This window comes from Citrobacter sp. Cf072, from assembly GCF_030334485.1.
Classification (GTDB): domain Bacteria; phylum Pseudomonadota; class Gammaproteobacteria; order Enterobacterales; family Enterobacteriaceae; genus Citrobacter; species Citrobacter freundii.
In genome coordinates, this window is the sequence record NZ_JAOWDX010000047.1 from 788,687 (window position 1) to 815,625 (window position 26,939).

The 26,939-nt window shown below is 46.6% G+C and carries 27 protein-coding genes; 15 read left to right on the forward strand and 12 right to left on the reverse strand.

The window, feature by feature from the left end; genetic code table 11:
• Nucleotides 1–29: 29 nt before the first annotated feature.
• The 4 genes from OGX66_RS22560 to OGX66_RS22575 all read right to left on the reverse strand — a co-directional run bounded on the left by OGX66_RS22560 (nucleotide 30) and on the right by OGX66_RS22575 (nucleotide 5,229).
• Entirely contained in the window at nucleotides 30–887 is an 858-nt protein-coding gene (locus tag OGX66_RS22560; protein WP_058842686.1) for a dimethyl sulfoxide reductase anchor subunit family protein, read from the reverse strand.
• A 1-nt stretch (nucleotide 888) separates the two neighbouring features.
• Nucleotides 889–1,506 carry a DMSO/selenate family reductase complex B subunit gene (locus OGX66_RS22565; protein ID WP_270921834.1) on the reverse strand — a complete coding sequence of 206 codons (618 nt, stop codon included), beginning with the start codon at nucleotides 1,504–1,506 and terminating at the stop codon, nucleotides 889–891.
• A gap of 10 nt (nucleotides 1,507–1,516) precedes the next feature.
• On the reverse strand, nucleotides 1,517–3,946 hold the full coding sequence (locus tag OGX66_RS22570; RefSeq protein ID WP_270921833.1) for a DMSO/selenate family reductase complex A subunit: 2,430 nt from the start codon (nucleotides 3,944–3,946) through the stop codon (nucleotides 1,517–1,519).
• 359 nt (nucleotides 3,947–4,305) lie between these two features.
• Nucleotides 4,306–5,229, reverse strand: coding sequence for a LysR substrate-binding domain-containing protein (locus tag OGX66_RS22575; protein WP_286512279.1), 924 nt, complete (start codon nucleotides 5,227–5,229; stop codon nucleotides 4,306–4,308).
• Nucleotides 5,230–5,555: 326 nt separating this feature from the next.
• Between OGX66_RS22575 and OGX66_RS22580 the strand changes: the two genes are divergently transcribed.
• The 8 genes from OGX66_RS22580 (at nucleotide 5,556) to OGX66_RS22615 (ending at nucleotide 13,535) form a co-directional block, all read left to right on the forward strand.
• Nucleotides 5,556–6,335: an AraC family transcriptional regulator gene (locus tag OGX66_RS22580; protein ID WP_270921832.1), complete on the forward strand. Its 780-nt coding sequence runs from the start codon at nucleotides 5,556–5,558 to the stop codon at nucleotides 6,333–6,335.
• Nucleotides 6,336–6,580: 245 nt separating this feature from the next.
• Nucleotides 6,581–7,768 carry a mandelate racemase/muconate lactonizing enzyme family protein gene (locus tag OGX66_RS22585; RefSeq protein WP_058842681.1) on the forward strand — a complete coding sequence of 396 codons (1,188 nt, stop codon included), beginning with the start codon at nucleotides 6,581–6,583 and terminating at the stop codon, nucleotides 7,766–7,768.
• Nucleotides 7,769–7,913: 145 nt separating this feature from the next.
• On the forward strand, nucleotides 7,914–9,218 hold the full coding sequence (locus tag OGX66_RS22590) for an aromatic amino acid transport family protein (protein WP_270921831.1): 1,305 nt from the start codon (nucleotides 7,914–7,916) through the stop codon (nucleotides 9,216–9,218).
• A gap of 179 nt (nucleotides 9,219–9,397) precedes the next feature.
• A complete protein-coding gene (locus tag OGX66_RS22595) occupies nucleotides 9,398–10,174 on the forward strand; it encodes an SDR family NAD(P)-dependent oxidoreductase (protein ID WP_058842679.1) in 777 nt (258 codons plus the stop codon).
• Nucleotides 10,175–10,219: 45 nt separating this feature from the next.
• Nucleotides 10,220–10,702 (forward strand): OsmC family protein, encoded by a 483-nt coding sequence (locus OGX66_RS22600; protein ID WP_270921830.1) that lies wholly within the window; start codon nucleotides 10,220–10,222, stop codon nucleotides 10,700–10,702.
• A gap of 41 nt (nucleotides 10,703–10,743) precedes the next feature.
• Nucleotides 10,744–11,262, forward strand: a complete 519-nt coding sequence (locus tag OGX66_RS22605) for a carboxymuconolactone decarboxylase family protein (protein ID WP_270921829.1) — start codon at nucleotides 10,744–10,746, stop codon at nucleotides 11,260–11,262.
• A gap of 37 nt (nucleotides 11,263–11,299) precedes the next feature.
• Nucleotides 11,300–12,328 (forward strand): zinc-binding dehydrogenase, encoded by a 1,029-nt coding sequence (locus OGX66_RS22610; protein ID WP_270921828.1) that lies wholly within the window; start codon nucleotides 11,300–11,302, stop codon nucleotides 12,326–12,328.
• 4 nt (nucleotides 12,329–12,332) lie between these two features.
• The gene (locus OGX66_RS22615) at nucleotides 12,333–13,535 is read left to right on the forward strand and encodes an MFS transporter (protein WP_270921827.1); all 1,203 of its coding nucleotides are present in this window, start codon (nucleotides 12,333–12,335) and stop codon (nucleotides 13,533–13,535) included.
• Nucleotides 13,536–13,994: 459 nt separating this feature from the next.
• Here OGX66_RS22615 and OGX66_RS22620 read toward each other — a convergent pair whose 3' ends face one another.
• Nucleotides 13,995–14,558 carry a MarR family winged helix-turn-helix transcriptional regulator gene (locus OGX66_RS22620; protein ID WP_270921826.1) on the reverse strand — a complete coding sequence of 188 codons (564 nt, stop codon included), beginning with the start codon at nucleotides 14,556–14,558 and terminating at the stop codon, nucleotides 13,995–13,997.
• 114 nt (nucleotides 14,559–14,672) lie between these two features.
• On the opposite strand from OGX66_RS22620, the gene OGX66_RS22625 reads away from it, so the two are divergent.
• Together OGX66_RS22625 and OGX66_RS22630 are read left to right on the forward strand one after the other, a co-directional pair.
• Nucleotides 14,673–14,903 (forward strand): glutaredoxin family protein, encoded by a 231-nt coding sequence (locus OGX66_RS22625; protein WP_016150313.1) that lies wholly within the window; start codon nucleotides 14,673–14,675, stop codon nucleotides 14,901–14,903.
• 66 nt (nucleotides 14,904–14,969) lie between these two features.
• Entirely contained in the window at nucleotides 14,970–15,245 is a 276-nt protein-coding gene (locus tag OGX66_RS22630) for a Rho-binding antiterminator (protein WP_044710874.1), read from the forward strand.
• A 5-nt stretch (nucleotides 15,246–15,250) separates the two neighbouring features.
• Here the strand turns inward: OGX66_RS22630 and OGX66_RS22635 are convergent, their stop codons facing one another.
• Nucleotides 15,251–16,021, reverse strand: coding sequence for a DeoR/GlpR family DNA-binding transcription regulator (locus OGX66_RS22635; RefSeq protein WP_003843948.1), 771 nt, complete (start codon nucleotides 16,019–16,021; stop codon nucleotides 15,251–15,253).
• A gap of 120 nt (nucleotides 16,022–16,141) precedes the next feature.
• Between OGX66_RS22635 and OGX66_RS22640 the strand changes: the two genes are divergently transcribed.
• The 3 genes from OGX66_RS22640 to OGX66_RS22650 all read left to right on the forward strand — a co-directional run bounded on the left by OGX66_RS22640 (nucleotide 16,142) and on the right by OGX66_RS22650 (nucleotide 18,362).
• Nucleotides 16,142–16,525, forward strand: a complete 384-nt coding sequence (locus OGX66_RS22640) for a VOC family protein (RefSeq protein WP_003840800.1) — start codon at nucleotides 16,142–16,144, stop codon at nucleotides 16,523–16,525.
• 333 nt (nucleotides 16,526–16,858) lie between these two features.
• Nucleotides 16,859–17,266: a cupin domain-containing protein gene (locus OGX66_RS22645; protein WP_044710869.1), complete on the forward strand. Its 408-nt coding sequence runs from the start codon at nucleotides 16,859–16,861 to the stop codon at nucleotides 17,264–17,266.
• A 43-nt stretch (nucleotides 17,267–17,309) separates the two neighbouring features.
• Nucleotides 17,310–18,362, forward strand: a complete 1,053-nt coding sequence (locus OGX66_RS22650; protein WP_181640936.1) for an NAD(P)-dependent alcohol dehydrogenase — start codon at nucleotides 17,310–17,312, stop codon at nucleotides 18,360–18,362.
• Nucleotides 18,363–18,398: 36 nt separating this feature from the next.
• On the opposite strand, the gene OGX66_RS22655 is transcribed toward OGX66_RS22650, so the two are convergent.
• Complete coding sequence (locus OGX66_RS22655) at nucleotides 18,399–19,430, reverse strand: mechanosensitive ion channel family protein (RefSeq protein WP_003020406.1); 1,032 nt, start codon at nucleotides 19,428–19,430, stop codon at nucleotides 18,399–18,401.
• 244 nt (nucleotides 19,431–19,674) lie between these two features.
• Between OGX66_RS22655 and OGX66_RS22660 the strand changes: the two genes are divergently transcribed.
• Nucleotides 19,675–19,935, forward strand: a complete 261-nt coding sequence (locus tag OGX66_RS22660; protein ID WP_003020403.1) for a DUF2534 family protein — start codon at nucleotides 19,675–19,677, stop codon at nucleotides 19,933–19,935.
• A 48-nt stretch (nucleotides 19,936–19,983) separates the two neighbouring features.
• Here the strand turns inward: OGX66_RS22660 and uspE are convergent, their stop codons facing one another.
• The 3 genes from uspE to ogt form a co-directional block, all read right to left on the reverse strand.
• Nucleotides 19,984–20,934, reverse strand: a complete 951-nt coding sequence (uspE, locus tag OGX66_RS22665) for a universal stress protein UspE (protein WP_003840808.1) — start codon at nucleotides 20,932–20,934, stop codon at nucleotides 19,984–19,986.
• A gap of 151 nt (nucleotides 20,935–21,085) precedes the next feature.
• Nucleotides 21,086–21,838 carry a fumarate/nitrate reduction transcriptional regulator Fnr gene (gene fnr, locus OGX66_RS22670; RefSeq protein ID WP_003020397.1) on the reverse strand — a complete coding sequence of 251 codons (753 nt, stop codon included), beginning with the start codon at nucleotides 21,836–21,838 and terminating at the stop codon, nucleotides 21,086–21,088.
• A gap of 194 nt (nucleotides 21,839–22,032) precedes the next feature.
• Nucleotides 22,033–22,548 (reverse strand): methylated-DNA--[protein]-cysteine S-methyltransferase, encoded by a 516-nt coding sequence (gene ogt / locus OGX66_RS22675; protein WP_049003283.1) that lies wholly within the window; start codon nucleotides 22,546–22,548, stop codon nucleotides 22,033–22,035.
• A 225-nt stretch (nucleotides 22,549–22,773) separates the two neighbouring features.
• On the opposite strand from ogt, the gene smrA reads away from it, so the two are divergent.
• Nucleotides 22,774–23,337, forward strand: a complete 564-nt coding sequence (smrA, locus tag OGX66_RS22680; RefSeq protein WP_003843940.1) for a DNA endonuclease SmrA — start codon at nucleotides 22,774–22,776, stop codon at nucleotides 23,335–23,337.
• Nucleotides 23,338–23,349: 12 nt separating this feature from the next.
• On the opposite strand, the gene OGX66_RS22685 is transcribed toward smrA, so the two are convergent.
• Both OGX66_RS22685 and OGX66_RS22690 read right to left on the reverse strand, forming a co-directional pair.
• Entirely contained in the window at nucleotides 23,350–24,582 is a 1,233-nt protein-coding gene (locus OGX66_RS22685; protein ID WP_003843938.1) for a GGDEF domain-containing protein, read from the reverse strand.
• Between the two features lie 67 nt (nucleotides 24,583–24,649).
• A complete protein-coding gene (locus tag OGX66_RS22690; protein WP_270921824.1) occupies nucleotides 24,650–26,764 on the reverse strand; it encodes a putative bifunctional diguanylate cyclase/phosphodiesterase in 2,115 nt (704 codons plus the stop codon).
• Between the last annotated feature and the right edge of the window lie 175 nt (nucleotides 26,765–26,939).

Here is a 26,939-nt window from a genome sequence, read left to right on the forward strand (position 1 = left end):
TAAAGTGCGGGTTTCCCCGCACTAATTTGTTAACCTGCCACTGCCATACCGACAGTCATATGTAGCCCATAAAACAGGCCGCGGCCTAAAATTTCGCCGCCAAGCACCAGGATAAGACCCAGTAGTAACCCAACGATATGTGGCTCTTTGCGACGCACCAATGGGCAGATCCAACAGCCCAGGCCGATGACAAGAAGCGCCACACGGCAGACCTGCAATACAGCATAATCCGGTATCAGACTGCTGGCCTGCTGTACTGAGCTATGAATGCTGGCCAGAGCCATACCCTGTAATGCGATGACAGCAATACAGACCAGTAGAGCAAGTAAGCTGATGCTGGCAAATATCGTGCTGTTAAAGGGGACTCTGGACGCCTGGAACAGGAGTGCGGCAAACAGTGGGCCGCCGAGGATTGCTGTCAGGAAAAAGGCGAGAGTCGTGTACCCAGTATACCAGGTGGGGACGGTTTCAATCTGATAAACACGGGTCATCGCCAGGATGAAGATTATACCGAGCACCATACTGAACAGCAGCCAGAGTTTACCAAGCGTTTCTGGCATTTTCCCCAGAACAGCCACCAGCCACCAGAAACCGCCGACAGCGAAAAAGATCGACCCTGCGGCAATTTCATTACTTAATCCGGACGCGCCGATGCGGTTGAGCGAGTTGAACGCCCGCATGGGTGAACCCAGATGCATGATTGACGCCAGAAAGCCCAGCCCCATCACCACCCAAAGAAAAAACATACCGCGTACAATACGCTGCCTGGCGGGCGGATCGTTTTTTTCCGCCAGCCAACCAAGTCCGCTGACAACCAGCGCACCCGCTACACACTGTCCCAGTACCGTAAATAGTACCAGCGGCCATTCATGCCATCCATTTCCCATTTTACACCTCCTTCGGATTGGCCAGATAGCCAGTGGTATCGCCGCACGGACGTGCATTGGCATTGGGTTTAATCACTATGCTCGGTTTGGTGAAGTGTGCCCCAGGTAGAGGTGCAACAGCGGCAAGATCGCCATGTTTTTTGCGCAATTCTTCGATAGGGCCAAAGTCCAGGGCACGCAGTGGGCAGGATTCCACGCAAATCGGTTTTTTGCCTTCCGCCACCCGGTCATGGCAACCGTCGCACTTGGTCATATGACCTTTGGTGACGTTGTACTGTGGCGCGCCATATGGGCAGGCCATATGACAATAGCGACAGCCAATACATACCTCCTCATTCACCACTACAAAACCATCTTCCCTTTTGTGCATCGCTCCGCTCGGACAGACTTTGGTACAGGCCGGGTCGGCACAATGGTTGCATGAAATAGAGAGATAATAGGCAAAGACATTCTGATGCCAGACGCCGTTATTCTCCTGCCAGTCACCACCCGCATACTCATAAATGCGACGGAAGCTGACGTCCGGGGTTAAATCTTTGTAGTCCTTGCAGGCCAGTTCGCAGGTTTTACAACCGGTGCAACGGCTGGAATCAATAAAAAATCCATACTGGGTTGTCATCGGTTACTCCTTATGCCTTTTCGACCTGAACGAGATTACTGTGCGAAGGATTAGCTTTTGCCAGCGGTGAAGTGCGATGTGTTGTCAGGATGTTAATTGAGCCACCGTGGTCGACTTTGTCACCAAACATATCGGCATTCAGCCACATTCCCTCGCCCATAGCAGTAACGCCAGGCATGATACGCGGTGTGACTTTTGCGGGAATCAACGTCTGGCCATACTGATTAAATACCCGAACGGTGTCTCCGTTTTTGATTCCACGATCCCGGGCATCAATGGGGTTTATCCAAATCTCCTGTCGGCAGGCCTGTTTCAGAACATCAATATTGCCGTAGCTTGAATGTACGCGGCCTTTAAAGTGGAACCCGGTCATTTGCAATGGATACTTGCGACGAGCTGGATCTTCCCAGCCATTAAAGCCTGGAGTGTAAATGGGTAAAGGATCGATGACTTCATCAGGCTTCAGTTCCCATGTTTTTGCGATATTGGCCAGTCGCTCAGAATAGATTTCTATTTTTCCCGATGGTGTTTTAAGGGGATTGGCAATAGGGTCTTTGCGAAAATCCTTATACGCGACAACATGCTCATCCGGACATTTAAGTTTATAAATACCTGCCGTTTTCATCTCTTCATAATCCGGCATATCGGGATGACGTTCTTTCGTTTTGGCGCAAAGATATTGAACCCATTCATGTTGTGTACGGCCTTCGGTAAAGGTCTGGTAAACATCAGGTCCAAGACGTTTTGCTATTTCACTCATTGTCCAGTAAATGGACTTGCGTTCAAATTTTGGCGATGTTGATGGTTGCCCCAAAATAACATATGCCATATTACCGGCCTCTTCATGCGGGATAAGATCTTCCTGCTCAGTAGGCATCAGGTCAGGGAGTAAAATATCGCTATATTTTGCTGAGGCGGTCATGAAATGGTCAATGCAGACAATCATTTCGCACTTATTTTCATCCTGCAAAATTTCATGTGTGCGACTAATATTGCTGTTCTGATTTATCAGCGTGTTGCTGGCGTAGCACCACATGAATTTTATTGGCACATCCAGTTTGTCTTTACCTCGTACGCCATCACGAGTAGAGGTCATTTCAGTTCCGCGCTCAATAGCTTCGGTCCAGGTAAAGGAGGATATTTCAGTTTTAACAGGATTTTTTAGAGGGGAAAACATTTCAACACCGAGATCAAAGGTGCCTTCTCGATCGCCAGAGTTGCCGCCAGAAATACCGACATTGCCGGTCAAAATGGCGAGCATTGCAATGGCTCTTGACGTTTGTTCTCCGTTTGATTGACGCTGTGGCCCCCATCCCTGGCAAATATAAGCTGGTTTCGCCTGGCCGATCTCACGTGCCAGCTTAATAATTTTGTCTGTCGGAATACCTGTGATTTGAGCTGCCCACTCAGGTGTTTTTGCTATACCATCCGGACCGTCGCCGAGTATATAAGCTTTATAATGACCATTTTTTGGTGCGCTTGCTGGTAACGTAACCTCGTCATAGCCTACACAATATTTATCAAGAAAGGGTTTATCTACCATATCTTCGGTGATGAGAACCCAGGCAAGTGCTGCAGCTAAGGCGGCGTCCGTTCCTGGACGAATGGGGAGCCATTCATCTTCTCGTCCGGCTGCGGTATCGTTGTAGCGAGGATCGATAACGATCATCCGCGCATTGGAGCGTTCGCGCGCTTGTTCAACATAATAGGTAACACCACCGCCGCTCATACGTGTTTCGGCTGGATTGTTTCCGAACATTACAACCAATTTAGTATTAGCGATATCATCCGGGCTGTTTCCGCTTCTGCCACCATAGAGATAATTCATGCCCGCTGTGATTTGTGCAGTACTGTAGGTTCCGTAACGACCTAAAAAGCCACCGCAGGAATTCATCAGGCGGAAGGGCATTGATGATTTAGTAATATTTCCGCCAGCGACACCTGTGGCGTAAATAACATGTACTGCTTCATTGCCATAGTTTGCAATAATTCGTTTCAGATTATCCGCGATAGTATCCAGTGCTTCATCCCAGGATATCCGCTCAAATTTACCTTCTCCGCGCTTACCAACGCGTTTCATGGGATATTTCAATCGATCAGGATGATTCATACGACGACGAATGGAGCGTCCACGAAGGCAGGCCCGGACCTGATGGTTTCCGTACTCATCGTTGCCTGTGGTATCAGATTCTACCCAGTAAACAGAATCATCTTTTACATGCAATCGAAGCAGGCAGCGACTTCCACAGTTTACTGTGCAGGAACTCCAGACGGCCTTATCTTCGACGATAGCGGTTTTGTTCGCGGCTTGACTTGTGAAACTGAATGGTAATGATAATCCTCCCACTGCGGCCATTAGTCCTGTTGTTGCCCCAGCCTGAATTAGCTTTCTCCGGGAGACAGGAACTTCGATTAACCGTTCTTCCTCGCAACGATCCATTACGTTCACCTGTTATTATGACATTGTTTGAAAAGCATACAAAAATAGCCAGTGTTAAAATATCAATATTCATTTTTGTGTAATAATGAATGATATTAATTAACATTAGGCTGGTTTTATATAATATATTTGAGTTAAGGGCGAAGAAAGTTTGAGCTATTTACCTGACGAGTAAAATTCAAATTTTTCTCTATTCTGAAAACGAACCCTTTACTTCATTGTGGGTATTATCGAAGTGGATAATGTCACGGGCAAGGGAGATAAACTTTAGTGGCAGTAAAGATTTTCTATCTTAAGTGTATGAAAAATAGCCTTTGATGGCTTTTGTCACTAAAATTAAAAGGATGACCTCCTGAAATTCAGGAGGTTGGGCTATTTTTAATCAAAATATCATTAATTGACCAGTCATGAAAAACTTTTACTTCAGGACGCATCACTGCTTTTTGTGGTGTAACAATGTAATAGGACCATGTTAGCGGCCAGCGTATATTTGGATGAAGTTGTATCAGTTGTCCTGTGGCAATTAACTGTTCAACCAACGCACGGCGGACAATTGCCACACCCTGGCCGCTAAGCGTGGCCATAATAACCGCTGAGGTAGAGTTAATATGCAATCCTGTATAACGCGTAGCTGGAGCTTGCGTTGCTGCTAAGACTTCTTCCCATGAAGGAAAATTTGCACCAGGGTGCAGGGTATCATCATGAATGAGTTTTTGTTCTGCCAGCCATTCGCCACACGTAATTTTCTCAGGCGGTACAATGCGTGGGCTGCATACCAGAACAGCTTCCTCATCCATTAACCATGTCTTATTTACCCCCGACCAGTCTCCTTTGCCACAACGAACACCAATATCTGCCTCTCCGTGAGCCACATCCATGAGTTTTTCCGTCACATTCAGGCGTAGCTCGATATTTTGATGCGTTTCGGAAAAACGATTTAATTTTTCCATTAACCAGTTCATCACCAGAACTTGTGAGGCCGTGAGGATGACGACGGATCGAGCCTGACGACCGCGCAGTTTATTAAGTCCTGACTCAAGGCTATCGAGCCCTTGAGTGATCTCTTTAAGCGCATCCTGAGCCTCAGTCACGAGCGTGAGCCTTTCTTTACCAGAACGTGTTCGGTGCAAAAGGGGGTGGCCTACCCAGTCTTCAAGTGCTCGAACCAGTTGTCCTACGGCTGCTGGGGTGACGCCTAGCTCTTTGGCTGCACCTGTGAAGCTACCATGACGCGCAGTTGCTTCGAAAGCGTGCAGCCATTTCAAGCGATTAAGCGAACGCATTTTATTCTCCATCTCATACGATGGAACTAGTATACGTGATCGAGATAGATTTTCTTCCTCAATTTTCAATCTAAATACTCATTCGGAACCGAATAAACGTTGTTTTGCTTATCTTGAATAAAATAATAAGCTGATGATTTATTTCTTTGTTTATGATGATTTTTTTTCTGGCATCTGTGATGCTGATATAAAAATCTCATTATCGTGTTTTGCTTTATCTGTCAAGTAATTTATTCTATTTGATGTTGAAATGTTTTTTCATTGGTGTGCATTCATTAACAGTGACAGTATATTTAATGTAATAATTTTATATTTTAGGCGATATTATGGAATGGACTTCACTGAATATAGCGCACCATATCACCGCTCCGAATCCGTTAACCATACGGAAAGAATTTATACCTGCAAATCATTGTTTTCCTGAGCATAAGCACAAATGGCATCAGGTCGTTTATGCGACAGCAGGTGATTTAATGGTTAAAACAATTGAACAATCATTTTTGATTTCACCGAAATCACAGGCTGTCTGGTTGCCTGCGGGAACTCAACATCAGGTCGGCTCATCACAAGGAGCTTATTTTAATAGCTTATGGATAGCTAACGATGCTCACAATCAATTTGACATATCGGAACCCACCATTTTTGATGTTTCCCCATTCCTTAAGGCGCTTATCTTAGAAATATCAGACAGAAGAATAAATGATGAAGATTATATAGAGAAACTAATACAGTTAATTTTATACCATCTGGAAAATGTTCGTAGTGCTCAATTTATTTTACCCTGGCCTCAAAATCGATCATTGGTAAAAATATGTGAATCATTATGCGAAAACCCTTCGGATACACGATCACAGGAAGAATGGTGCCATGAACTGGGAATGTCGGAGCGTACATTATCAAGACGTTTTACTATCGAAACAGGAATGAGTTTACGTTCCTGGAAAAAACGTCTGCGGTTAATGAAAGCTATTGAGTTACTCGACTGTGGTAAAGGAGTAACAGAAACCGCGATAGAATTAGGATATAGCTCTAGTTCTGCATTTGTTTATGCATTTCATCTTACTATGGGACATGCTCCTCTGGATTATATGAAGAAAAGGTATTAGTTTTATTTTATAAATGTGACTTGCCTCACTCACTGAATAAGTATGTTAATTTTTATATTCTTCGCTGTAACATAAATGGCGGCTGCTCTACATCATCTGTCTTTTTTTAGAAATGACAAAGTAGCTATTGGGCGTATAGAATTTTCCGGTACCAAATAATATATAAATGAAAGAACTCAGTAATAACAAAAGTCAGGGCGATAAATTCGGCCAGATGAAAATTTTTATCTAAAGGAGTTTTTAGAGTGAAGATTACGAAGATAGAAACACTTGAAATTGATCTGTCCGGGCAAAATGGACTTGATTTGTGGCGACCAATTTACGTGCGAATACATACTGATGAAGGAATCTCTGGTATGGGGGAAGCGAGCCTTGCTTATGGTACGGCATCAGAGGCTATTGCTCCGATGATTCGTATACTTGCTGAACGTTTTCTTCTGGGACAAGACCCTAATGATACTGAAACGCTATGGGAAATCATGCGACAGCGTTCATTTTGGGCCTTAGGGGGAGGACCCGTGATATTTGGGGCTATGAGCGCTTTGGATGCGGCACTTTGGGATATAAAAGGCAGAGCCGCAGGCTTATCGGTTCATCGCCTGCTGGGAGCAAAAACACCAGCACCTTTGCGTTGCTATGCGAGCCAGCTTCACTTTGGTTGGACCGATGAATCATTGATGCTTAACGATCCTGCTGAATTTCGAGAAACAGCACAAATTGCGCGAGCTGAAGGCTATGATTGCGTGAAGCTTTGCCCTGTTTATGTTGATGCTAATGGGGAACGTATTCGTAAACGGGGGGTGTTTACTCCAGCCGAACGCAAACTGGCGCGTTCTCGTATGGAGGCGGTCCGTGAAGGAATTGGTGAGGAGTGTGACATCATTATTGAATGGAATTCACTTACTTCAACTTCCGGAGCGTTACAGCTTGCCGATCACTTTTCTGATTTAAATATTTTGTTCATGGAAGAACCTACCCACTACAATAGTCCAGAGGCGCAAATAAAAGTCTCCAGGGAATCATCCATTCCTGTTGCAACAGGGGAGCGATTATATACCCGATGGGGATTCCTGCCGTATCTTCAACAAGGTGCCATCGACATGATTCAACCTGATATTGGCCTGGTTGGTGGTATCACAGAAGGTATGAAGATTGCTCATTTGGCACATGCTTTTGACGTCGGGGTTCAGGCGCATAATTGTGGTTCGCCACTTGCTATCGCGATGGCATTACAATTTGAAGCAGCTATTCCAAATTTTGAGATCCATGAGCACCACTCTTTTAATCTTAAATCTTGTAACCGGGAGTTGTTTGAAGAAGATTTACAGCCAGTAAATGGAAAAATTGCTGTTCCTGTAACCCCCGGTTTTGGTATGACACTTAGAAAAGATGCCGAAAAACGGATGAATATAGTAACCATCTGTGAAAAATAAGTATTGGTAAAATAAATTTTTGCTAATTAAATAGTATGGGGGAAATAGATCTGATAGCAGAATCTTTTCTTCCCATATGATCTAAGTAATAAGATCTAATATAAAGCTTTGCCTACTGAACATCTGTCCTGGAGTTTATTAATAAATGAAACAAGAAATGGCATTAGACAATGTTAAGGAAAATGTTGGAAAAAATAAAATCCCATTTACTTCTTATGATGTCGGTTGGGTAATCATGTGTATCGGCATGGCAATTGGCTCCGGAATTGTATTTATGCCATTGCAAATGAGTGTTAAAGGTTTTTGGGCAACTGCGATTGCATTACTCATTACATATCCTATAGTTTATCTATTAACAAAATTGTATATTACCTCTCTTTCCGAAACACAACAGACAGATTATGCGGGAACTATAACGCAATATTTAGGGAGAAACTGGGGGGCTTTTTTGAGCTTTCTCTATTTTTTTACAATATTGAAGGGGATGTTGGGTTATGCGGCTACTATAACTAATGATACATCGAGTTATTTGCAGCGTTTTGGTGTTACTCAACATTCACTATCCGATACGTTATGGTTTCCTCTGGTATTGTTGGTAGCAATGGTTCTGGTTGCCTCTCGTGGGGAACGTTTGCTCTTTAAAATTTCTGGGCCATTTATTGTATTTAAACTCATGGTTATAATTGTGTTAGGTGCATTGATGGTCCCTTATTGGAACATCAATAATGTCAGTATGACAAGCCCTGACAGTTTAATTGATTTAATGAGAGATGTTTTGGTTTCTCTCCCTTTTGCATTATTTTCGATTGTATTTATTCAGGTTCTTAATCCAATGAATATTGCATTCAGAAAAATTGAATCAGACCCTAAAATCGCTACATTTCGCGCTCTCCGGGCAAGTCGAATAGCATATATTATCCTTGTTGTGTCTGTCCTGTTTTTTGCGTTTTCATTTATGTTTTCGACCACACCTGAGCAAGCAGAGATGGGGATTTCTCAAAATACCTCAGCTCTGGCGCTGATGGCAAAGATTATCCCTGAAAACACTGGTGGATTTATACCAGTACTATCAGTTTTATTAAGTATTTCTGCTATTTTAACTTCTTTTTTCGGTATTTATCTCGGTTTTTACGATGCATTATCAGGAATTATTATCAATATTGCAGACCGCTTCATTGTACGTGGTAAGAAATTTAATAATTTTCTCCCTTATCTGGTTACACTTACTGCGATCATTCTTCTTTGGGGATGGGTTGTTGCCGATGTGTCTACAATGGCTTTACTCCAATGGACTGTGGGAACCTTTGGGTTAGTTTCTTGCCTTATTCCATGCTACCTGATCTGGCGAGTGCCATCTTTACAAAAATATAAATCCCCTGCGGTGATTTTCGTATCGCTTATGGGCTTTATGCTGGTTGTATCACCATTATTTAAGCTCCTTGAAAAATAAAGGTTTTACAAGTCCTTAAACGGTATAACATCTAAGAGATAATCTGGCTCTTAGATGTTGCTAATTGCGAGAAAGATTTTCTTTAGCGGCCAGCAAAATCTTCTGATTCGTCAGTCCTCGTCGTTGATGCCATCATTCGTTCACACAAAAGCAGTAATCAATCCTTCAAGAGGTTAACGATGAGCGCATTATTTACAGGTAAAAAATTGTTAGTAGTAGGTGGTACCAGCGGTATGGGTTTCGAAACAGCGAAACTGGTATTGAAAAACGGTGGTAGCGTGGTGCTGATTGGCAATCGCCAGGACAAAGCAGAGCAAGCCCGTCAGGCTCTTGCGGCAGAAGGTCAGGTTGCCATTATTGTTGCCGATTTGATGACCGAAGAAGGAATGAAACATGTGCTGGATACCATCAATGCAGAGCATAAAGACGTTAGCTTGCTGGTGAATGCGGCTGGCGTGTTCTTCCCGAAACCGTTTACCGAGCATGAAGCTTCCGATTACGACATGTATATGAGCATTAACCGTGCCACTTTCTTCATTACCCGTGATGTTGTGCGCAATATGGTTGAGGCAGGTATCAAGGGATCTATCGTCAATATTGGCTCTATGTGGGCACAGCAAGCTATAGGCGCTACACCTTCTTCAGCTTACTCCATGGCAAAAGCGGGTCTTCATGCGTTGACTAAAAATCTGGCGATTGAGTTGGGCAGCAACGGGATTCGTGTGAACGCAGTTTCTCCTGCGGTCGTACATACACCGATTTACGAAGGTTTTATCCCTAAAGACGATGTGAAGGATGTAATGAACAGCTTCGATAGCTTCCATCCGATTGGTCGTGTAGGGACACCGGTTGATATAGCTGAAACGGTAGCATTCCTGCTGTCTGACAAGACAGGCTGGGTTACTGGCGCGATTTGGGATATCGACGGTGGTGTGATGGCCGGTCGTAACGCCTGATAACAATGCCGCACGCGGACAACCGTGTGCGGCGCAGGAGGTTATATGGAACACGACGTTGCGAAATATGATCTTGTAACGACGTGGAAGGGGGGCAAAGCCAGCCAAACATGCTGCCGATCGTGCATTATCGGGGAACAAATTCAACCCTCTTCACATTATGTTATTGATTCAGATGAACCTGAAATGCTGGGCGGACAAGGGCTGGCTGCGAATCCTCAGCAACTCATGCTGGCTGCTTTTAATGCCTGTATGACAACTGCTTTTGCTCATGAGGCAGAGCAGGTTGGGATCATCCTTACGTATCTTGAAATTCAGACGTGCGGAGAACTCATGACAAATATATCCGCGCGTTGCCAATCATCCGCAGATAATAGCTCTGATAGGCTGCAATACGTTATTCGTGTCAGTGGAAATGGAAATATCCGCCAGTTTGAGCAGATCCATTGCCGGGTTATTAGTGCTTCTCCAAACAGATGGCTTCTGGCACAAAACATGACGATTGAAGGCGACCTAATTCTGATCTGAGGCAATGACCATTGTACTCAAAATAAAAATAGGAACACATTATGACGACCCCTCGCGTTATACCCTGGCAAGACGGAGAACCTGTAGAGCAGGCACTTCTCGAGGCGATAAAGGCGCGTCGCCCCGGCGGTAATCTAATTGGTATTGATCGTGTATTACTGAAAAGCTTTCCTCTTGCGACCGGCTGGAATGAATTGCTAGTCCGTGTCCGTCAGGCATTTTCTCTGAATCTTGAATACAGAGAGCTAATCATGCTGCGCGTGGCATGGCTAAATAAAGCTGAGTTTGAATGGAATGTGCATTATCCGGCCTATCTTGATGCGGGTGGTACACCTGAAAAAGCGAATGCGTTGCAGTTAGCAGATATTTCATCTCTGTTTGATGAGACAGAGTCGCTGTTAATCAGTCTTACCGATCAATCCACCTATGATGTTTTTGTGGAAGAAGGGGTTATTGAAGGGCTCAAAAAACGGCTGGGTGAAAAAGAGACGGTAGAGGCTGTTGCAACTGTTGCCGCTTATAACATGGTGTCACGTTTTCTCGTCGCCCTCGCCATATAACAACACTGTCAGAACTGTGCGCTACAGGTAACTTTTCGTGAAAACAACTTTTCGTGCTATGCAGATCGCTTCTCCTGGGATGCTGGAGTTGGTTGAAAGGCCGATGCCAATTCCCGGTTTCAATGAAGTACTGATTAAAATTGATGTATGCGGTGTCTGTGGAGCCGATCTTCGTGACTGTGAAAAAACACAACAAGGCTTAAACCCTCCACGCATTCCAGGACATGAAATTATCGGGCATATCGCTAGTAAAGGCGAGGCCGTACCGGCGCACTGGAATATTGGACAGCGCGTGGGGGTGGGGCGTCTGGGCGGCTACTGTCAGTATTGCAAGCCCTGTCGTAACGGGTTTTTTCATCTGTGTGAAAACCAGGTAACACCCGGTCTCAGCTGTGATGGCGGCTATGCGGAGTATGTCGTTATTCGGCATACCGCATTGATTAACATACCTTCAGAATTGTCCTCAGTCCATGCCGCACCTGTCCTCTGCGCGGGGACTGCAACTTTTAATGCACTGCGAAAGTCGGGGGCCAGAGCAGGCGACAAAGTGGCAATTCTGGGTATTGGAGGTCTGGGGCATATGGCAATTCAGTATGCGCGAAAAATGGGGTTTGAAGTTGTTGGCATTGCCCGTGGGCATGAAAAGGAAGCTGTGGCGCGGGAATTGGGTAGTCATCACTATATTGATAGCCACCGTGAGGATGTGACTGAACGACTGAAAAGTCTGGGAGGAGCAGATTTTATTGTGGCTACAGCACCTGATTCAGAAACCATTTCGTTGTTGGTTCCTGCCCTGGCACCACAAGGAAAAGTTATTCTCCTTGGTACGGGGCGAAAGCCAATGCAGATAATGCCTGGTATGTTAATTGGCGCTGAGCGCTCTCTTTCTGGATCTTTTATCAGTACTCCTGCGGAAACTGAGCGTGCATTACATTTCAGCCATCTGTTTCAGGCTCTGCCAATTACTGAGCTTATACCTTTCGAACAGGCAAATGACGCACTTAACAGGCTAAAAGCAGGAAAGGCACGCTATCGGATTGTACTCACCATGAATCAGGGTAATTAAACTAATGACATTGGAACACACACTGCCAGTGGCTGCGCAGAATAATAATATCATTCGCTTATCTGCGGCTCAGGCGCTTGCCGGGGCTAACTCTGTGGTCTTCTACGCTACCGGTGCCATTGTTGGTAATGCCATAGCTCCCAGCGGCGCTCTGTCCACATTCCCCATCACCATGTTTGTCCTGGGCATGGCCGCCTGCATTCTTCCTTTTGGCGCACTGGCGAAAAAAAAGGGACGTAAAGCCGCATTTATGGTCGGGACGGGGGCCGGAGTGGTTACTGGCTTGATTGCTGCCCTTGCGGTTTTTATTAGTTCATTTTTGCTATTCTGCCTTGCCGCTTTCCTGGGAGGGGCTTACGCTGCAGTGGCACTTAGTTTTCGCTTTGCTGCAACGGATGGAGTGACATCAGAAAGGCGAGCCCGTGCATTATCTCTGGTAATGGGGGGCGGCGTGGTAGCAGGTGTCATTGGGCCAATGCTGGTGACGGGAACAATGAATCTTCTGCCACCACACACATTTGTTATTACCTTTATAGCTCAGGCTCTGGTAGCAGCTATTTCAGCTTTCAGTCTTAAGGGCGTGATTCCCGCTGAGCCAACTGTGACAGCCAAATCAGGAGGGCGTTCTCTGAAGGAAATTGTTCGGCAGCCGGGTTTCCTGAAGACCGTGTTCAGTGGCGCAGTTGCATATATGGTGATGAATTTTCTGATGACCGCCGCCCCCCTTTCAATGCATATGCATGGAATCTCTCAACAAGCCTCCAATCTGGGGATTCAATGGCACGTTATTGCTATGTATGGTCCTGGATTTTTTACCGGCAGGCTGATTAACCGTTTCGGCGCTATGCGGATTTCAGCAACTGGATTGCTTATCACGGCTGGTTCTGTTCTTGCCGGGCTCAGCGGAACAGATATCTTCCACTACTGGCTCTCGTTGATATTACTGGGAGTTGGCTGGAATTTTGGTTTTACCGGCGCTTCAGCGAAGATCATTGATTATCATCGCTCCGAAGAGAAGACTCAGGTGCAGTCCCTGAATGATTTTGTGGTATTTGGCGTAATGATTGTCGGGTCGTTTTCATCCGGTGCGTTGCTGAATCTTTATGGCTGGAATGCCGTATTGTGGGGTTCACTTATCCCTGTTGGCATTGCATTCCTGTGTATCTTAATAGGGGATCGTAAGACAGTTGTCGTAAAGCATGAGTGATGTTTAACTCAGTGTCGGGAAGGTAACCGGTGTAAGTTATGGGATAATGAGGGGAACGACACACGCAATCGTAATTCGAGCTTCGGCTTTTTGGTGTTTATCCTCGGGTTGAGAGAGCAACAGGGCACCCAGGTATCATTCTTGCCTTTATTCGTGAGGACGCATTCCGTTTTTGGCCGGAGCTGGAAGGTATTTGTGACGCTATCTCTATGGACTAAAGCGTTTTGTTGAAAGCGTTGCTAGATCACAAAACGGAAAACTATTTTCCTTACGGTAAAAATGTCGGTATCAGTTTTTGCAGATAAGAAAAAACCATTATCAGACATGTTGTTACAGAGCGAGTACATAACCAAGCACTAGTTGGATACACTCTCCTGATAACCTTCGTTAACCTCATCTAAAACCAGAGCTGGCGCGGATTTCAGCGCCAGCACCTCTCGTTAACCTTTGTTAACCGCATTACGTTTCCGGCGGTTGATGCTCACGGCAAATCAGCGACGAATCTTCTTCAGTTAATCTATCTTTCGTCAGATTACAAAATCCCTGACCATCAATTTTTTGGTGGAACCGACAGCTATGGCAAAGACCAAAGCCAGGCACATTGTTGGTCCTCTGGATCCCGCGTAACAGTTCTAACAGCAGCTCTCTGAGTACGCTCGCCCGTTCACCCATTGCCGATTCACCCTCCACTAAAAACGTGGGGGGCAGCAGGGCTTCCAGTAAGGTATTGGCCGACTCACTTAAGTGTAGATGGACGCTACGTTTATCACGGTCATCCGGTTTGCGAACAATCAACCCTTTGTTTTCCAACAGCTTCAGCGATTGCGACACGGTACCTTTGGTGAGACCAAGGTAGTCTGTCACGCCAAGCGGCGTATTGGAATAACGGTTACAACGGGCCAGATACATTAACGCACTAAGTTGTACTGGCTGGAGATCCACCAGTAAAGGATGCTGGCGAAACCACATCCGTGTCAGGCTGGAAAGCCGGTCAAGTACGTCGAAAAGTGACATGTCGGGCATAACAAATCCTCCTCGGCATATAGTATCGATTGAAAACTATATTGACAAAGAATAAAAGCAACGTACTATAAATTATAGTATCGAGTCGATACTATAATTTAAAGGAGATGTATCATGACTAAAGCTCGTTTCTATCATGCAGGTTGCCCGGTTTGTGTTTCCGCAGAACAAGCTCTTCTGCAGCACTTGTCTGCGGATGTTGAAATCGATGTGGTTCACCTGGGAGAGCATCCTGATCGGGTTACCGAGGCTGAAGTGGCTGGCGTGAAATCTGTTCCGGCGCTGGTGATTGACGGCAATGTGCTGCATATTAATTTTGGCGCTCCCATTGAAGCGTTGAAATAGCTGGATAGTTCGGGAAGTTGCGTTGGCGATTTCCCGAATATACAAGACGTTGGGGAAGGTAACGCGATGAAAACGACCGAAGAGTATCACCCGATAGATTGCGATCTTCATGATTATCTGGAAATCGCCTGCATGTACCACTATTGGTTGCGCATTGAACTAACGGATGGCACATGTTTTGATGCTAAAGCGTTGACGACGTGTACCACCGTGGAAAAAGAAGAATTTCTGGTAGTGGGGCAATCTGAAAATCAGCAAAAAATCCGTTTGGATTGTCTGTCAGCTATCACCGCGCTGACGCCAGGAGCGACGTTTAGCACAGTAAGTTTTCAGAGAGCCTGACACGGTTAGACGGTATAAATCCGAATGTCGTGCGCCTGGAATGCTGTGGCGTACTCTTTGCTGATGTTGTCCTCTACAACAATCACATCAATATTGCTGCTTTCGGTAACGACATATCGGGCGACGGCTGGGATTTTTTCAGCGGTTAGCGCGACGATAGTTTCATTACATTGTTTGATCACCGCTTTTTTGAACTCACAATCCGCGTAATCAAACCCCGTTAAGCCGGATTCAGGCGACATCGCACAGCCGCCAATAAATCCCTGATCGAATAAAATGTCCTGCACTTGCGCGATGGCGGAAGCTCCCACACACCCGCCTGAAGATCTCTGTACCGCTCCGCCCAGCATAATGACCTCAAACAGCGGTTTTTTTAGCAAAACGGCGGCAATCTCCGGTGAATTTGTCACCACGGTTAACGCCAGTTCGGCGGGCAGAGCTTCTGCCATCGCCAGATTGGTGCTACCCGTGTCGATAAAAATACAGCTTCCGGATTTGACCAGTCTGGCACATCGCTGCGCGATGTTGCTCTTTTTGGCCACATTAATACCCTTGCGCACGGCAATGTCTTCGGATTCAGGGAGTGCAATTACCGCGCCACCATAGACCTTCTTGCATACGCCATCTTTGCTCAATTCATGCAAGTCACGACGAATTGTATGTTCAGAAACGCCTAATCGGTTCGCGAGTTCAGAACAAATGACTCTGCCGTTTTCTTGCAGGATCTGATAGATAAGCGCCTGGCGCTGTTCCGGGAATGCGGCGTAATCGAGCATAGATACTCCAGGTAAAATAAAAATCGAGCAATAAAGTGCATGATCGTGCATTATGATTAACGATGTCAACATCCCTTACAGGGACCGTACTATTCTGGATACAACGGAAAGAGGTAAGCTATGAAAATTGCGCATATGGCGTTATGGACACAGAATCTCGAGCAGCAAGCTCGCTTCTGGGTCTCATTTTTTGACGGTAAGATCAACGAGAAATACTGCAGTAAAACCAACCCTGGGTTTGAATCTTATTTTGTCAAAATTGGCGAGGATATTGCAATTGAGTTAATGACCAAACCGGGTCTTGTCGGGCAGCAACCTGACAATAATTGTTGCGGATGGGTACACCTCGCCATTTCTGTTGGCGGCAATGAAAATGTTGATGCCGTTGCAATGCAAGCGCAGAAACAGGGGATATTAGTCTCAGGTCCGCGCACTACGGGCGATGGTTATTACGAAGCGGTGATAAAAGATCCTGACGGCAATTTAATCGAGATTGTGGCGTAAGTCATCAATCAGTAACCTGCAAATAAAGAGTACCTGCTGCTTATTATTGATGAACTCAGCTCATAAGTTTGTCCTTCTTTTCCTCTCTAATCACCGACACGTCGAGTCTCTATAATTTTACTGTTTTCAGCCCCCGGTGGTGCAATGTTGCCACCGCTCTGGAGAGTCGAATATGCAATACCAACTGGATGCGGGACTCACGCTCAATGAAGCACAGCTCTAAGCATACTGCGGTTTCCCTCGCAGTCTGAACGGCCTGTCCTGCTATGCCCGTACGGTTTTTGATGAATGTTTTGCACGAACACCGCAGACATTATTCATACTGGAGTCACTATGAACGAACAATTTGATGGTAACAGCGTCTTTCCGCGAGGCGAGAAAAATGAAGCTTATGCGAAGTATTTCACTGGTGATAGCTATCTGACCATGCTCTCCATGGAAGGTGTGGTAATTGGCAATGTCGCATTTGAACCGGGTTGTCGTAACTTCTGGCATGTTCATCATGAGGGCGGACAAATATTGCTGGTGACCGGTGGTAGAGGCTGGTATCAGGAATGGAATCAACCGGCGCGCGAGCTGGAAACCGGTGATGTCGTGCATATTCCCGCGGGAATGAAACATTGGCACGGCGCTGCGCGTGATAGTTGGTTTGCCCATATCGCCGTGGAAATCCCGGCCCCTGGCGCGTCGAACGAATGGCTGGAACCGGTTAGCGACGCTGAGTACAACCTGCTGCCCTGAACTATGCTGGTTCTGGTAACACCTAATCCCTGAGGAGATCTCAATGGTCATGAACGTGAAGGGTTATGCTGCTCTGGCAGTGAAAGAAGATTTAGTCCCCCATAGTTTTGTTCGTCGTGACCCGCGTGAAGATGATGTGGTTATCGATATTTTATACAGCGGTGTTTGCCACTCGGATATCCACAACGCCTACAACGATTGGGGCGGTGCTAAATATCCGATGGTACCAGGGCATGAAATCATTGGCCGCGTGGTGCATGTTGGTAAATCGGTAACGAAATTCAACGTGGGCGATCTCGCAGGGGTAGGCTGCATGGTTGATTCATGTCAACACTGTAGCGCCTGTGAACAAGGGCTGGAACAATATTGCGAAGAAGGCAACACGCTAACGTATAACGATATCGACCGTCATGACGGTTTGCCCACTTTCGGCGGCTATTCTGACAAAATTGTCGTTACTGAAAAGTTTGTGGTGAAGGTCCCTGAAGGGATCGATTTACGCGGTGCGGCACCGCTGCTCTGCGCCGGGATCACGACATGGTCGCCTCTGCGCCACTGGCAGGTAGGCGAGGGCAGTAAAGTCGCGGTTGTCGGTCTGGGTGGACTTGGGCATATGGCAATCAAACTTGCAAATGCACTGGGCGCGGAAGTTACGCTGTTTACGCGTTCACCGGGCAAAGAAGCTGATGCCAGACGTTTGGGTGCCAGTCATGTTGTGCTTTCCACTGACAGTGAGCAGATGAAAGCGACAGCGAATCAGTTTGATCTGATTATCGATACTGTGCCCTACGTTCATGACCTGAACCCGTATATCCCACCCCTGGCACTAAGCGGTACGCTGGTGCTGGTTGGTTATCTCGGTGCGTTGGATCCGTTTCTGAATACGGTTCCCCTGATCCTTGGACGTAGGTCTGTGGCGGGTTCAGTTATCGGCGGTATTGCCGAAACGCAAGAGATGCTCGATTTTTGCGGTCAGCATGGTATTACCGCCGATGTTGAAGTGATCAATATTCAGGATATTAATCATGCCTGGCAGCGGATGTTGAAAAGCGATGTGAAATACCGCTTTGTAATTGATATTGCCTCATTGAAATAAGTACAAAAAAGACGCGGATTTCCGCGTCTTTTTTTGTTAGTGTGTCGACGGCGATGCTTCAGGATTATCCATATACAGCGTCTGGCTGGGGAACGCAAAGTCGGCGCCATTTGCCTGGACTATCGTGATAATCTTTAAATAAACGTCTTGCTGTACCGCGAGCCATTCCTTCCAGACGGTGGTTTTCGTGAAGCAATACACCATGATATTCAACGATGAATCGGCAAATTCATTAAAATAGACCAACAGAGTTTGTTTCTGGTCTATTCCTGGATGGTTTTGCAGCATTTCTCTGACCGACTCGACAACAGCACCGACTTTATCGGCATCCTCATATCGTAACCCGATCACCGTTTTAATACGCCGGTTGGTCATGCGCCCTGGATTTTCTACGCTGATGGAGGAGAAAATCGAGTTTGGCACATACAACGGACGATGGTCGAAGGTGTTTATTTTAGTCATTCGCCAGCCAATTTCGGCCACAGTGCCTTCAATATTGCGGTCCGGGGAGCGGATCCAGTCGCCGATGCTAAACGGTCTGTCGAAATAGAGCATAATGCCTGAGAAGAAGTTGCTCAGAATATCTTTCCCCGCCATACCCACAGCGATACCGCCGATGCCGCCAAAGGTTAACAGGCCGGATAAGCTCATACCGAAGTGTTCGCCATACAGTAAAATGATGGCAACCACGATGGTAATCTTGATGATACGCGACAGGATCCTCGCGCTGGTGATATCTCTACCTTTATTAATCTGCGTCTTTTCAAACTGATTAATCACCAGAAAAAGTTTAATGGTCAGGATTAACGCAATCAATGAGGTGCAGATAAAGTCGACCACGCTGGGGGAGATAAATTTCAGGCTGTAACTTTCGATAACGTTATTAGCAATGCTGCCAAACGTCCCAATGATAATGGCATAGACAAAAAATTGTGCGGCATGAAATATGAATCCTTTGCAGCGACGCTCTTCACGATGATACCAGACGCTCATCAGGACCAGCGCGGCACAGCAACTGAGAATTACCGTCAAATTAAACGCATTATTCATAAACAGTTCAGCGATCATGATTCTTCCTGGCAACTCCATGTTATCTAAATATCATCTGACATCTTAATCCCCGGATATTTTACTCAGTTAGGGCGGTCAGATCATTAATCAAAAGGAGAGATAAATAATGCAATCAGCGTTATTTTCAGCGAAATAATGCTGACGTCAACCCTGTATGCGGTTTATGTAGCAGACAGTCAGTTGATGTCATGGTATTGTTAGCGCAAAGTAACAAGGTTTTCATCTGCAAAAGGACAGTACTATGATCATGGCTAAGCTGAAAACAGCGAAGGGACGGAAATTTTTGTTGTGCCTGCTTGGAGTGTTTATTATCGCAGCGTCGGTCGTGACGCGCGCGACGATCGGCGGCGTTATTGAACAGTATGACATTCCGCTATCCGACTGGACCGCTTCAATGTATGCCATTCAATCTGCAATGATTTGTGTCTACAGCATGGTGTTTACGATTCTGTTGGCTATCCCGCTTGGTATCTATTTCCTCGGCGGCGAGGAGCAACACTAGGCGTTTAAAATGCCGGATGATATCGCCATCCGGCATTTTATTATGTGGTTAATCGTCTTCTTCGTCGTCCAGTTCAACTGGCGTCTGATATTCATCTGGCTTGATGACCAGCAGGTCACAGCGTAGATGATCGATAACCTGTTCCGCGGTATTACCAAGGAACGCGGCAGAAATACCGGTACGTCCGACGGTCCCCAATACCACAATACCTGCCTGTAGGTGCTCGGCTAAATCAGGAATGACCTCTTCAGGTAAGCCTTTTTCAACGTGCGTCACTTTCTCATCAATACTGAATTTCTGGCGTAGCGCCTTCATGGCCAGCAGATGCTGTCCACGGATTGCGTCGTTATAAACGCTGGGATCAAATTCAGGCAGTTCAATCGCGATGTTGATTGGCGTAACAGGGTAGGCGCCTACCAGATGCACTTCGGTATGGTTAACCTGTTCTGCAAGCTGTAGCGTCTCTTTGACCAGTTTTTCATTGAGCGCGTTGTGATAAGCCTCTTCACTGGCGAGGTTTACTGCAACCAGTGCTTTACCCCCTTCAGGCCATGGTTGGTCTTTCACCATCCATACCGGACTTGGACATTTACGCAATAAATGCCAGTCGGTTGGCGTAAATATTACGGCTTCGAGGCGGTCGTGTTGGTGCGCCATCTTGAGGACCAGGTCATGCTTGGCGCTGATGACTTCCTGGATAATGGCTTCAAAGGGTCGGTTATGCCAGACCACTTTAATCTCCAGAGGGATCCCTGCTTCGATATAGTATTTCGCTTGTTCACGTATCCATGCAGTTCGCTGGCTGATAACCCCCTGACGCATTGCCGTACGCTCATCGGGCGACAGCAGGGTAGTCATCTCATAGGAAAAGTCATAGATCGGCAAAAAGGCTTTAATTTTGCCACCAATCCGTTGATGCAAATAAACAGCTCGCCGTAATGCTGGTTGATCGTCCTGGTTCGGGTCGATGACGACCAGCATATTTTTATACATAGCCATACAGGGTCTCCTTACAACTGTCATCGCAGTTTGTAACTAAAAGAGTAACCCAATAATGTGGTTTGAAACAGGGAATAACCTCCTGCCAGATCAATAAATCGGGATAATTTAGCGATTTGACAGAAGGATAACAGAGATGCTTGCGGAAAGATTACGCAACGTTACGCGTATGGCCAGCAAGAACTGCCAGCGCGTCGCTATTCTCAATAGTGATGTATTTGCCTTTCACCGCCAGCATACCGCTTTTCTGGAAACGACCCAGCAGGCGGCTGATGGTTTCAACCGTCAGACCGAGGTAGTTACCGATGTCGCCACGGGTCATGGTCAGGCGGAATTCACGAGGCGAGAATCCACGCTGGGCAAAGCGACGAGACAAATTGTAGATAAAGGCCGCCAGGCGCTCTTCAGCGTTTTTCTTCGACAACAACAGGATCATATCCTGGTCGCCTTTGATTTCGCCACTCATCAGACGCATCATCTGCTGACGCAGATTTGGCATTTTGCCGGACAGGTCATCAAGGGTTTCGAAAGGAATTTCGCATACCATCGAGGTTTCCAGCGCCTGAGCAAAGCTCGGGTGATGTCCGCTGCCAATCGCGTCAAAACCGACCAGATCGCCCGCCAGATGGAAGCCAGTAATCTGCTCATCGCCTTGTTCGGTAATGGTATAGCTTTTAATCGTTCCGGAGCGGATAGCATAGAGTGATTTAAGCTCATCACCTGCTTTAAAGAGCGTCTGCCCCTTTTGGATAGGCTTTTTGCGCTCGATGATGTTATCGAGCTGGTCAAGCTCATGCTCGTTAAGTGTGAACGGGATGCAAAGCTGGCTGATGCTGCAATCCTGGCAATGGATAGCACAACCGCCAGACTGAATGCGCCGTATAATTCGCTTTTCCGGGATCATAGGTCTGCTCAAGCCGTAATTGATATTTGTCAATTTTAACATCTTTTTGGTGAGCACGTAAGCCTGAGCTACTCCCAAGAGAGAATAATTCAGGCATAACTGGAGTGAATATTTGTATCTGCTTGATTAGCCACAATTAATTTGGGGTCGCATTATGCGGAAGTGTGATGGATAAGGCATTAATTGCCTGGAGTCTAGAGTAGCAAATAACCTTCGTGGCGCAATAACCACTCTTTTCGTTGTACGCCACCGGCATATCCGGTCATGGTGCCGTTACGTCCAATGACGCGATGACAGGGGACCACAATGCTTACTGGATTGGAGCCATTAGCTGCGCCGACGGCTCTTGCAGCACCGGGGCGACCCAACTTTTCGGCCAGTTGACCATAATGCATGACCTGCCCGCAGGGGATAGTGCGTAACGCTTGCCAGACTTCACGCTGGAAAGGCGTCCCTGCGGTTGCCGTTTCAAGCGTGTCAATGATGCTGAGGTTTCCGGCAAAATACTCAGCGAGTTTGTCGCTTAATCCACCTGGGTTTTTGGCGGTAATGCGCTGATAACCTTCTGTGCGGTAATGAATATCAAGCAATTGTTCCATGCGATCGCTGTGCTGATCCCATTCCACTGCACGCAGGCGAAATTGCTCATCACAAATAACCCACAGCGGGCCCAGCGGCGTGTCGATGGTGTCTTCCAGTAAGTTAAGCATCCGTTTCTCTCATTACAGCATTCAGGCGAGGCTACACATTATCACGCCAGTGACCGTCGCAGCTATACCTCTAAAAATGGATATCAACTTGTCGTGAGTAGATCGGTTCAGCGCGACGGATCCGGTTAATTATTGGAAATAACCGTAAAGCGTTACCGGTATAGTTGTCGGTATAATAGTGCGCGGTTATGATAATGCCCGTCGCAATACGCTGGAGGATGAAACATGAACCTTGATGATGCATCGTTGTTTCTTGACGCTATGGGGGATGTTCAACCGCTGAAAAGCCATACCGATGTACACTGGCAGCCCATGCGCAATCTTCGCACTCCGGCGCGTATCGATACGCTTCAACTGGATAATTTTCTCTCGACGGGATTTCTCGATATTGTCCCGTTAAGTGTGCCGCTCGAGTTTCGTCGCGAAGGTTTACAGAACGGTGTGACTGACAAGCTGCGAAACGGAAAATACCCGCAGCAGGCGAGTCTTAATCTTATTCGCCAACCTGTTGAAACATGTCGTCAGATGCTCTTTAGCTTTATTCTGCAGGCGCAGCAAGAAGGGTTGCGTAACGTGCTGGTGATACACGGCAAGGGACGTGACGATAATTCTCATGCCAATATTATTCGCAGCTACGTAGCGCGCTGGTTGACGGAATTTGACGACGTGCAAGCATACTGCGCCGCACTGCCGCATCACGGCGGCAGCGGGGCATGCTATGTGGCATTGCGTAAAACCGCGCAGGCAAAACAGGATAACTGGGAGCGTCACGCTAAACGTAGTCGCTGAACGACGTAAACATCAGGCGGCCAGCACTCTGTTCCTGCCTTCGTTCTTGGCTTTGTACAACGCGTCGTCAACACGTTTGAATAACTCATCGATACTTTCATTTGTTTCGTGCCGTGCTACACCAATGCTGACGGTAAAGCGGGGAAGGCCAGGGAGAGTCACCTTTGCCACTGTCGCACGGATCACTTCTGCTAGGTTGAGAGCGACATCCAGCGACGTTCGCGGCAGGAGCAGCACAAATTCTTCACCACCCCAGCGAAAAATAAGATCGTCTTTTCGCGCACAGGATTCCAGGGTGCGTGCCAGAGCACAAAGCACTTCGTCGCCTTTTAAATGGCCAAACAGATCGTTAATGCTTTTAAAGCGATCCGTATCGATCAACAACAGGCTGTAGTCCTGCGTCAATGATATCGCATGCGTCTGTTCCGGCTCGGTTACCTGATAAAAATGTCGGCGGTTAAGTAATCCCGTTAAAACATCTCGCAGGGCCGCACGCTCCAGCTCCTGTTCCAGCCGCTTTTGTTCGGTAATGTCATGAATAATGCACAACATCAGTTTATTACCGTAAATTTCGATCGGTCCGGCGTAGGTTTGCACATGACGGGAAGTCCCATCAGCCAGTTTATGGACAAAATGCAAAGGTTTATGGCCGCCGGGCAGATGGGCGATTTCATGCATCACCGGAAGTATATGGCGGCCCAGCATATTGATTTCCCATGTATGTTTCTGACACATCACATCATGAGTGTATCCATAAAAATTGAGCGCACTGAGGTTTGCATCCACGATCAACCCATCGCGGGACGGATCAATAAGTAACATTGGCGCGGAATTAGTCTGGAAGAAGCGCGCATAAAATCCCTGTTTTTTCCGCTGATAGGTTGCTGAACGGCTCGCTTTCAGACCCTGTGCAGCAGGCGTCTCAATGCCTTCGAAAAGGATGACTTCACCCATGCCAGGCAGGGGTTTAATGGAAAGGCGACTTGCCATCGCAATCTCTTCACCGTCGCGGTAAACCGTGAGAATTTCCACTACATGGTGATGATTTCGCAAGTCGCTGAGATACATGGTTAAGTCATTTTGAGCATGCGTTGAAAATGTTCCCTTGCGGAGCGGGGAAAAACAGAGACCCTGCATTAGCTCCCGTGCAACGTTATTAGCGAACACCAGCTCTTCGGTATGTGGCAAAACAATCCACACCGGAAAGGTTAATAAATCCAGTGAATGCAGCTCGGTTGTGCTCATCGATAATCCCGTTATCTTTATCTGCTGTGTTGCCTGTTAAATGGCGAATATTTTTAGATATTACGTCTCACAATGTTATTGATTGCCGGTGAGACAAGGGGTGTACAACTGGCTTTTGCTTGATACTGTTTTCTTGTTGTATCAGTTCATGAATCTTATGTGCTGGCAGCGGTTTTGCAAACAAGAAACCTTGCAGCATGCTACACCCCATCTGAGAAAGGAGTATTTCCTGTTCCTGGGTTTCTATTCCTTCTGCCACCACACGCATATTCATGGAGTGAGCTATGTCAATAATGGTAGACACAATTTTTGTGTTTTTGCTGTTCTCGCTGATATCTTTGACAAATATCCTGTCAATTTTTAATTCGCGCGCCGGAAGAGACTTCAGCATCAATATATTTGAATAACCTGTACCGAAATCATCAATAGATACGGTGATCCCCAAAGCAGAAAAAGCATTCAGGACTTCCACACTGCGTTTCAAATTTTTAAGGGCGGTGCTTTCAGTGAGTTCCAGCGTGAGGCAAGCAGGTGACAGTTGATACTGCGCCAGGGCGTTACAAACAACATCAATAATATCATGCTGTTCAAACTGGGCGGGTGAGAGGTTAACGGCGAGCGTCCATTCTGTATTTCCCTGTAATTTCCATTGATGCAACTGCAGGCATGCCTGCTGGATAACCCATTTCCCAACGGGAATAATCAGGCCCGTATCTTCCAACGCAGAAAGAAATTCGGCTGGCAGCAGCATGCCGCGTTCCGGATGATGCCAGCGTAATAATGCTTCAAAACCGGTCAGGAAATGATCTCCAGCGGTATATTTAGGCTGATACCATAGCTCAAACTGGTTGCGTTCAAGTGCTTGCGACAATTCTTGTAAAAATGTCGGCGGTGTATCCGCGATAGCTTCCATTTCCGGATGATAAATAGCCCAGCCGTTTCTGCCCGCCTGTTTGACATGATACATCGCCATATCGGCCTTCACTTTTAGCTCATGCAGCGTTGAGCCATGCTCAGGGTAAATACTGCTCCCCGCACTTAACGAAACCCGAATGGTATGTCCGAACAAGGTAAAGGGTTCACCGATCACATCGGCAATCCGCGTCAGCAGGGCGGAGATATCCTGCTGGTTGCAGTCTGGAATCAGCAGGATAAATTCATCGCCCCCCAGTCTTGCCAGCGTCATTGAGTCATCAAGGCAAGTGAAGATTCGCTGTGTACTGGCTATCAGTAGCTGATCGCCAATGTGATGTCCCCAGGTATCGTTAACGACTTTAAAACGATCGAGGTCGATAAATACCAACGCGAAATGCTGCTGATGCAGTTTAGAATGCCGCAGGCAGGCCAGTAAGCAGGTGTCTATTTGCGTACGATTAGCGAGACCGGTCAGCGCGTCGAAGTGAACCTGATGCTCAAGCTGGCAGTTCAACTGATGCAGATTGTCAGCCAGTCGGGAGGTACGGAGTTGCGAATCCACCATCGAAACCACCAGCATGATCCCCAAAATAACAAGCGTGACGGCGCAGACCCAGATAGAAAGTTCCAGCGTGCTGAGACCATCGTGCGCAGTGTGTCCAAAATGGGTGAACGTAGCTGCTCCCATACCGGTGTAATGCATAGAGGCTATTGCCAGCGCCATAATAAAGGCAGCAATAAGCCGATTTATTAGCGCTCGACGGCTATTTTGGCGTAAGTGAAAGGCCAGCCACAAACCCACGCCAGACGCAGCGACGGCAATAATCACGGAGAGCAGGATCAGCGAGCGATCCCAGGTTATAGCCACATGTTCGATAACGGCATACATACCAACGTAGTGCATTGTAACAACACCGGCACTTAATATGCTGGTAGCAATGAGCAGGCGTTTTGTTGATAGCGTATTACCAGAAATGGCGATATTGATGGCGACTGTCGCAGAAATGAGCGCAATAAAGAACGAAAACGCGGTGAGGGATAAATGGTAATTTATTGGCATACTCATTTTCATGGCCAGCATACCGATAAAATGCATCGACCAGATCCCCATACCCAGCGTAGCGCCGCCAGAGAGTCGCCAGAAGGTAGATTCACGTCTGCTGGAAATTGCCACTTTGCCCGCACTGTCGAGGGCAATAAAGGAGGCAATAAACGCGACAATAAAGGAAATCCCAATCAATACAGGGTCCCACGACACGTGCAACATCTTACTACCTATCAAAAAAAAGACGTGATGATAAATTTAGCAGGTTTTGTCCAGTTAACCTGATAAAACCTGGGATGTTCTTGTGTTTTTACAATGACTATTAGAGGGAAGGGGCAAACATCGAAAATGATAGACCTTTACTTATACAAATATTCATAAGATTTATAATTCTGTG

Coding starts and splice junctions, on each gene's coding strand:
- OGX66_RS22650 (WP_181640936.1), top strand. CDS start 17,310: ATGGTCATGAACGTGAAGGGTTATGCTGCTCTGGCAGTGAAAGAAGAT.
- OGX66_RS22630 (WP_044710874.1), top strand. CDS start 14,970: ATGAAAACGACCGAAGAGTATCACCCGATAGATTGCGATCTTCATGAT.
- OGX66_RS22590 (WP_270921831.1), top strand. CDS start 7,914: ATGAAACAAGAAATGGCATTAGACAATGTTAAGGAAAATGTTGGAAAA.
- OGX66_RS22620 (WP_270921826.1), bottom strand. CDS start 14,558: ATGCCCGACATGTCACTTTTCGACGTACTTGACCGGCTTTCCAGCCTG.
- OGX66_RS22615 (WP_270921827.1), top strand. CDS start 12,333: ATGACATTGGAACACACACTGCCAGTGGCTGCGCAGAATAATAATATC.
- OGX66_RS22685 (WP_003843938.1), bottom strand. CDS start 24,582: ATGAGCACAACCGAGCTGCATTCACTGGATTTATTAACCTTTCCGGTG.
- OGX66_RS22645 (WP_044710869.1), top strand. CDS start 16,859: ATGAACGAACAATTTGATGGTAACAGCGTCTTTCCGCGAGGCGAGAAA.
- OGX66_RS22565 (WP_270921834.1), bottom strand. CDS start 1,506: ATGACAACCCAGTATGGATTTTTTATTGATTCCAGCCGTTGCACCGGT.
- OGX66_RS22580 (WP_270921832.1), top strand. CDS start 5,556: ATGGAATGGACTTCACTGAATATAGCGCACCATATCACCGCTCCGAAT.
- smrA (WP_003843940.1), top strand. CDS start 22,774: ATGAACCTTGATGATGCATCGTTGTTTCTTGACGCTATGGGGGATGTT.
- OGX66_RS22595 (WP_058842679.1), top strand. CDS start 9,398: ATGAGCGCATTATTTACAGGTAAAAAATTGTTAGTAGTAGGTGGTACC.
- OGX66_RS22640 (WP_003840800.1), top strand. CDS start 16,142: ATGAAAATTGCGCATATGGCGTTATGGACACAGAATCTCGAGCAGCAA.
- ogt (WP_049003283.1), bottom strand. CDS start 22,548: ATGCTTAACTTACTGGAAGACACCATCGACACGCCGCTGGGCCCGCTG.
- OGX66_RS22600 (WP_270921830.1), top strand. CDS start 10,220: ATGGAACACGACGTTGCGAAATATGATCTTGTAACGACGTGGAAGGGG.
- OGX66_RS22655 (WP_003020406.1), bottom strand. CDS start 19,430: ATGATCGCTGAACTGTTTATGAATAATGCGTTTAATTTGACGGTAATT.
- OGX66_RS22660 (WP_003020403.1), top strand. CDS start 19,675: ATGATCATGGCTAAGCTGAAAACAGCGAAGGGACGGAAATTTTTGTTG.
- fnr (WP_003020397.1), bottom strand. CDS start 21,838: ATGATCCCGGAAAAGCGAATTATACGGCGCATTCAGTCTGGCGGTTGT.
- OGX66_RS22605 (WP_270921829.1), top strand. CDS start 10,744: ATGACGACCCCTCGCGTTATACCCTGGCAAGACGGAGAACCTGTAGAG.
- uspE (WP_003840808.1), bottom strand. CDS start 20,934: ATGGCTATGTATAAAAATATGCTGGTCGTCATCGACCCGAACCAGGAC.
- OGX66_RS22570 (WP_270921833.1), bottom strand. CDS start 3,946: ATGGATCGTTGCGAGGAAGAACGGTTAATCGAAGTTCCTGTCTCCCGG.
- OGX66_RS22635 (WP_003843948.1), bottom strand. CDS start 16,021: ATGCTCGATTACGCCGCATTCCCGGAACAGCGCCAGGCGCTTATCTAT.
- OGX66_RS22575 (WP_286512279.1), bottom strand. CDS start 5,229: ATGCGTTCGCTTAATCGCTTGAAATGGCTGCACGCTTTCGAAGCAACT.
- OGX66_RS22560 (WP_058842686.1), bottom strand. CDS start 887: ATGGGAAATGGATGGCATGAATGGCCGCTGGTACTATTTACGGTACTG.
- OGX66_RS22625 (WP_016150313.1), top strand. CDS start 14,673: ATGACTAAAGCTCGTTTCTATCATGCAGGTTGCCCGGTTTGTGTTTCC.
- OGX66_RS22690 (WP_270921824.1), bottom strand. CDS start 26,764: ATGTTGCACGTGTCGTGGGACCCTGTATTGATTGGGATTTCCTTTATT.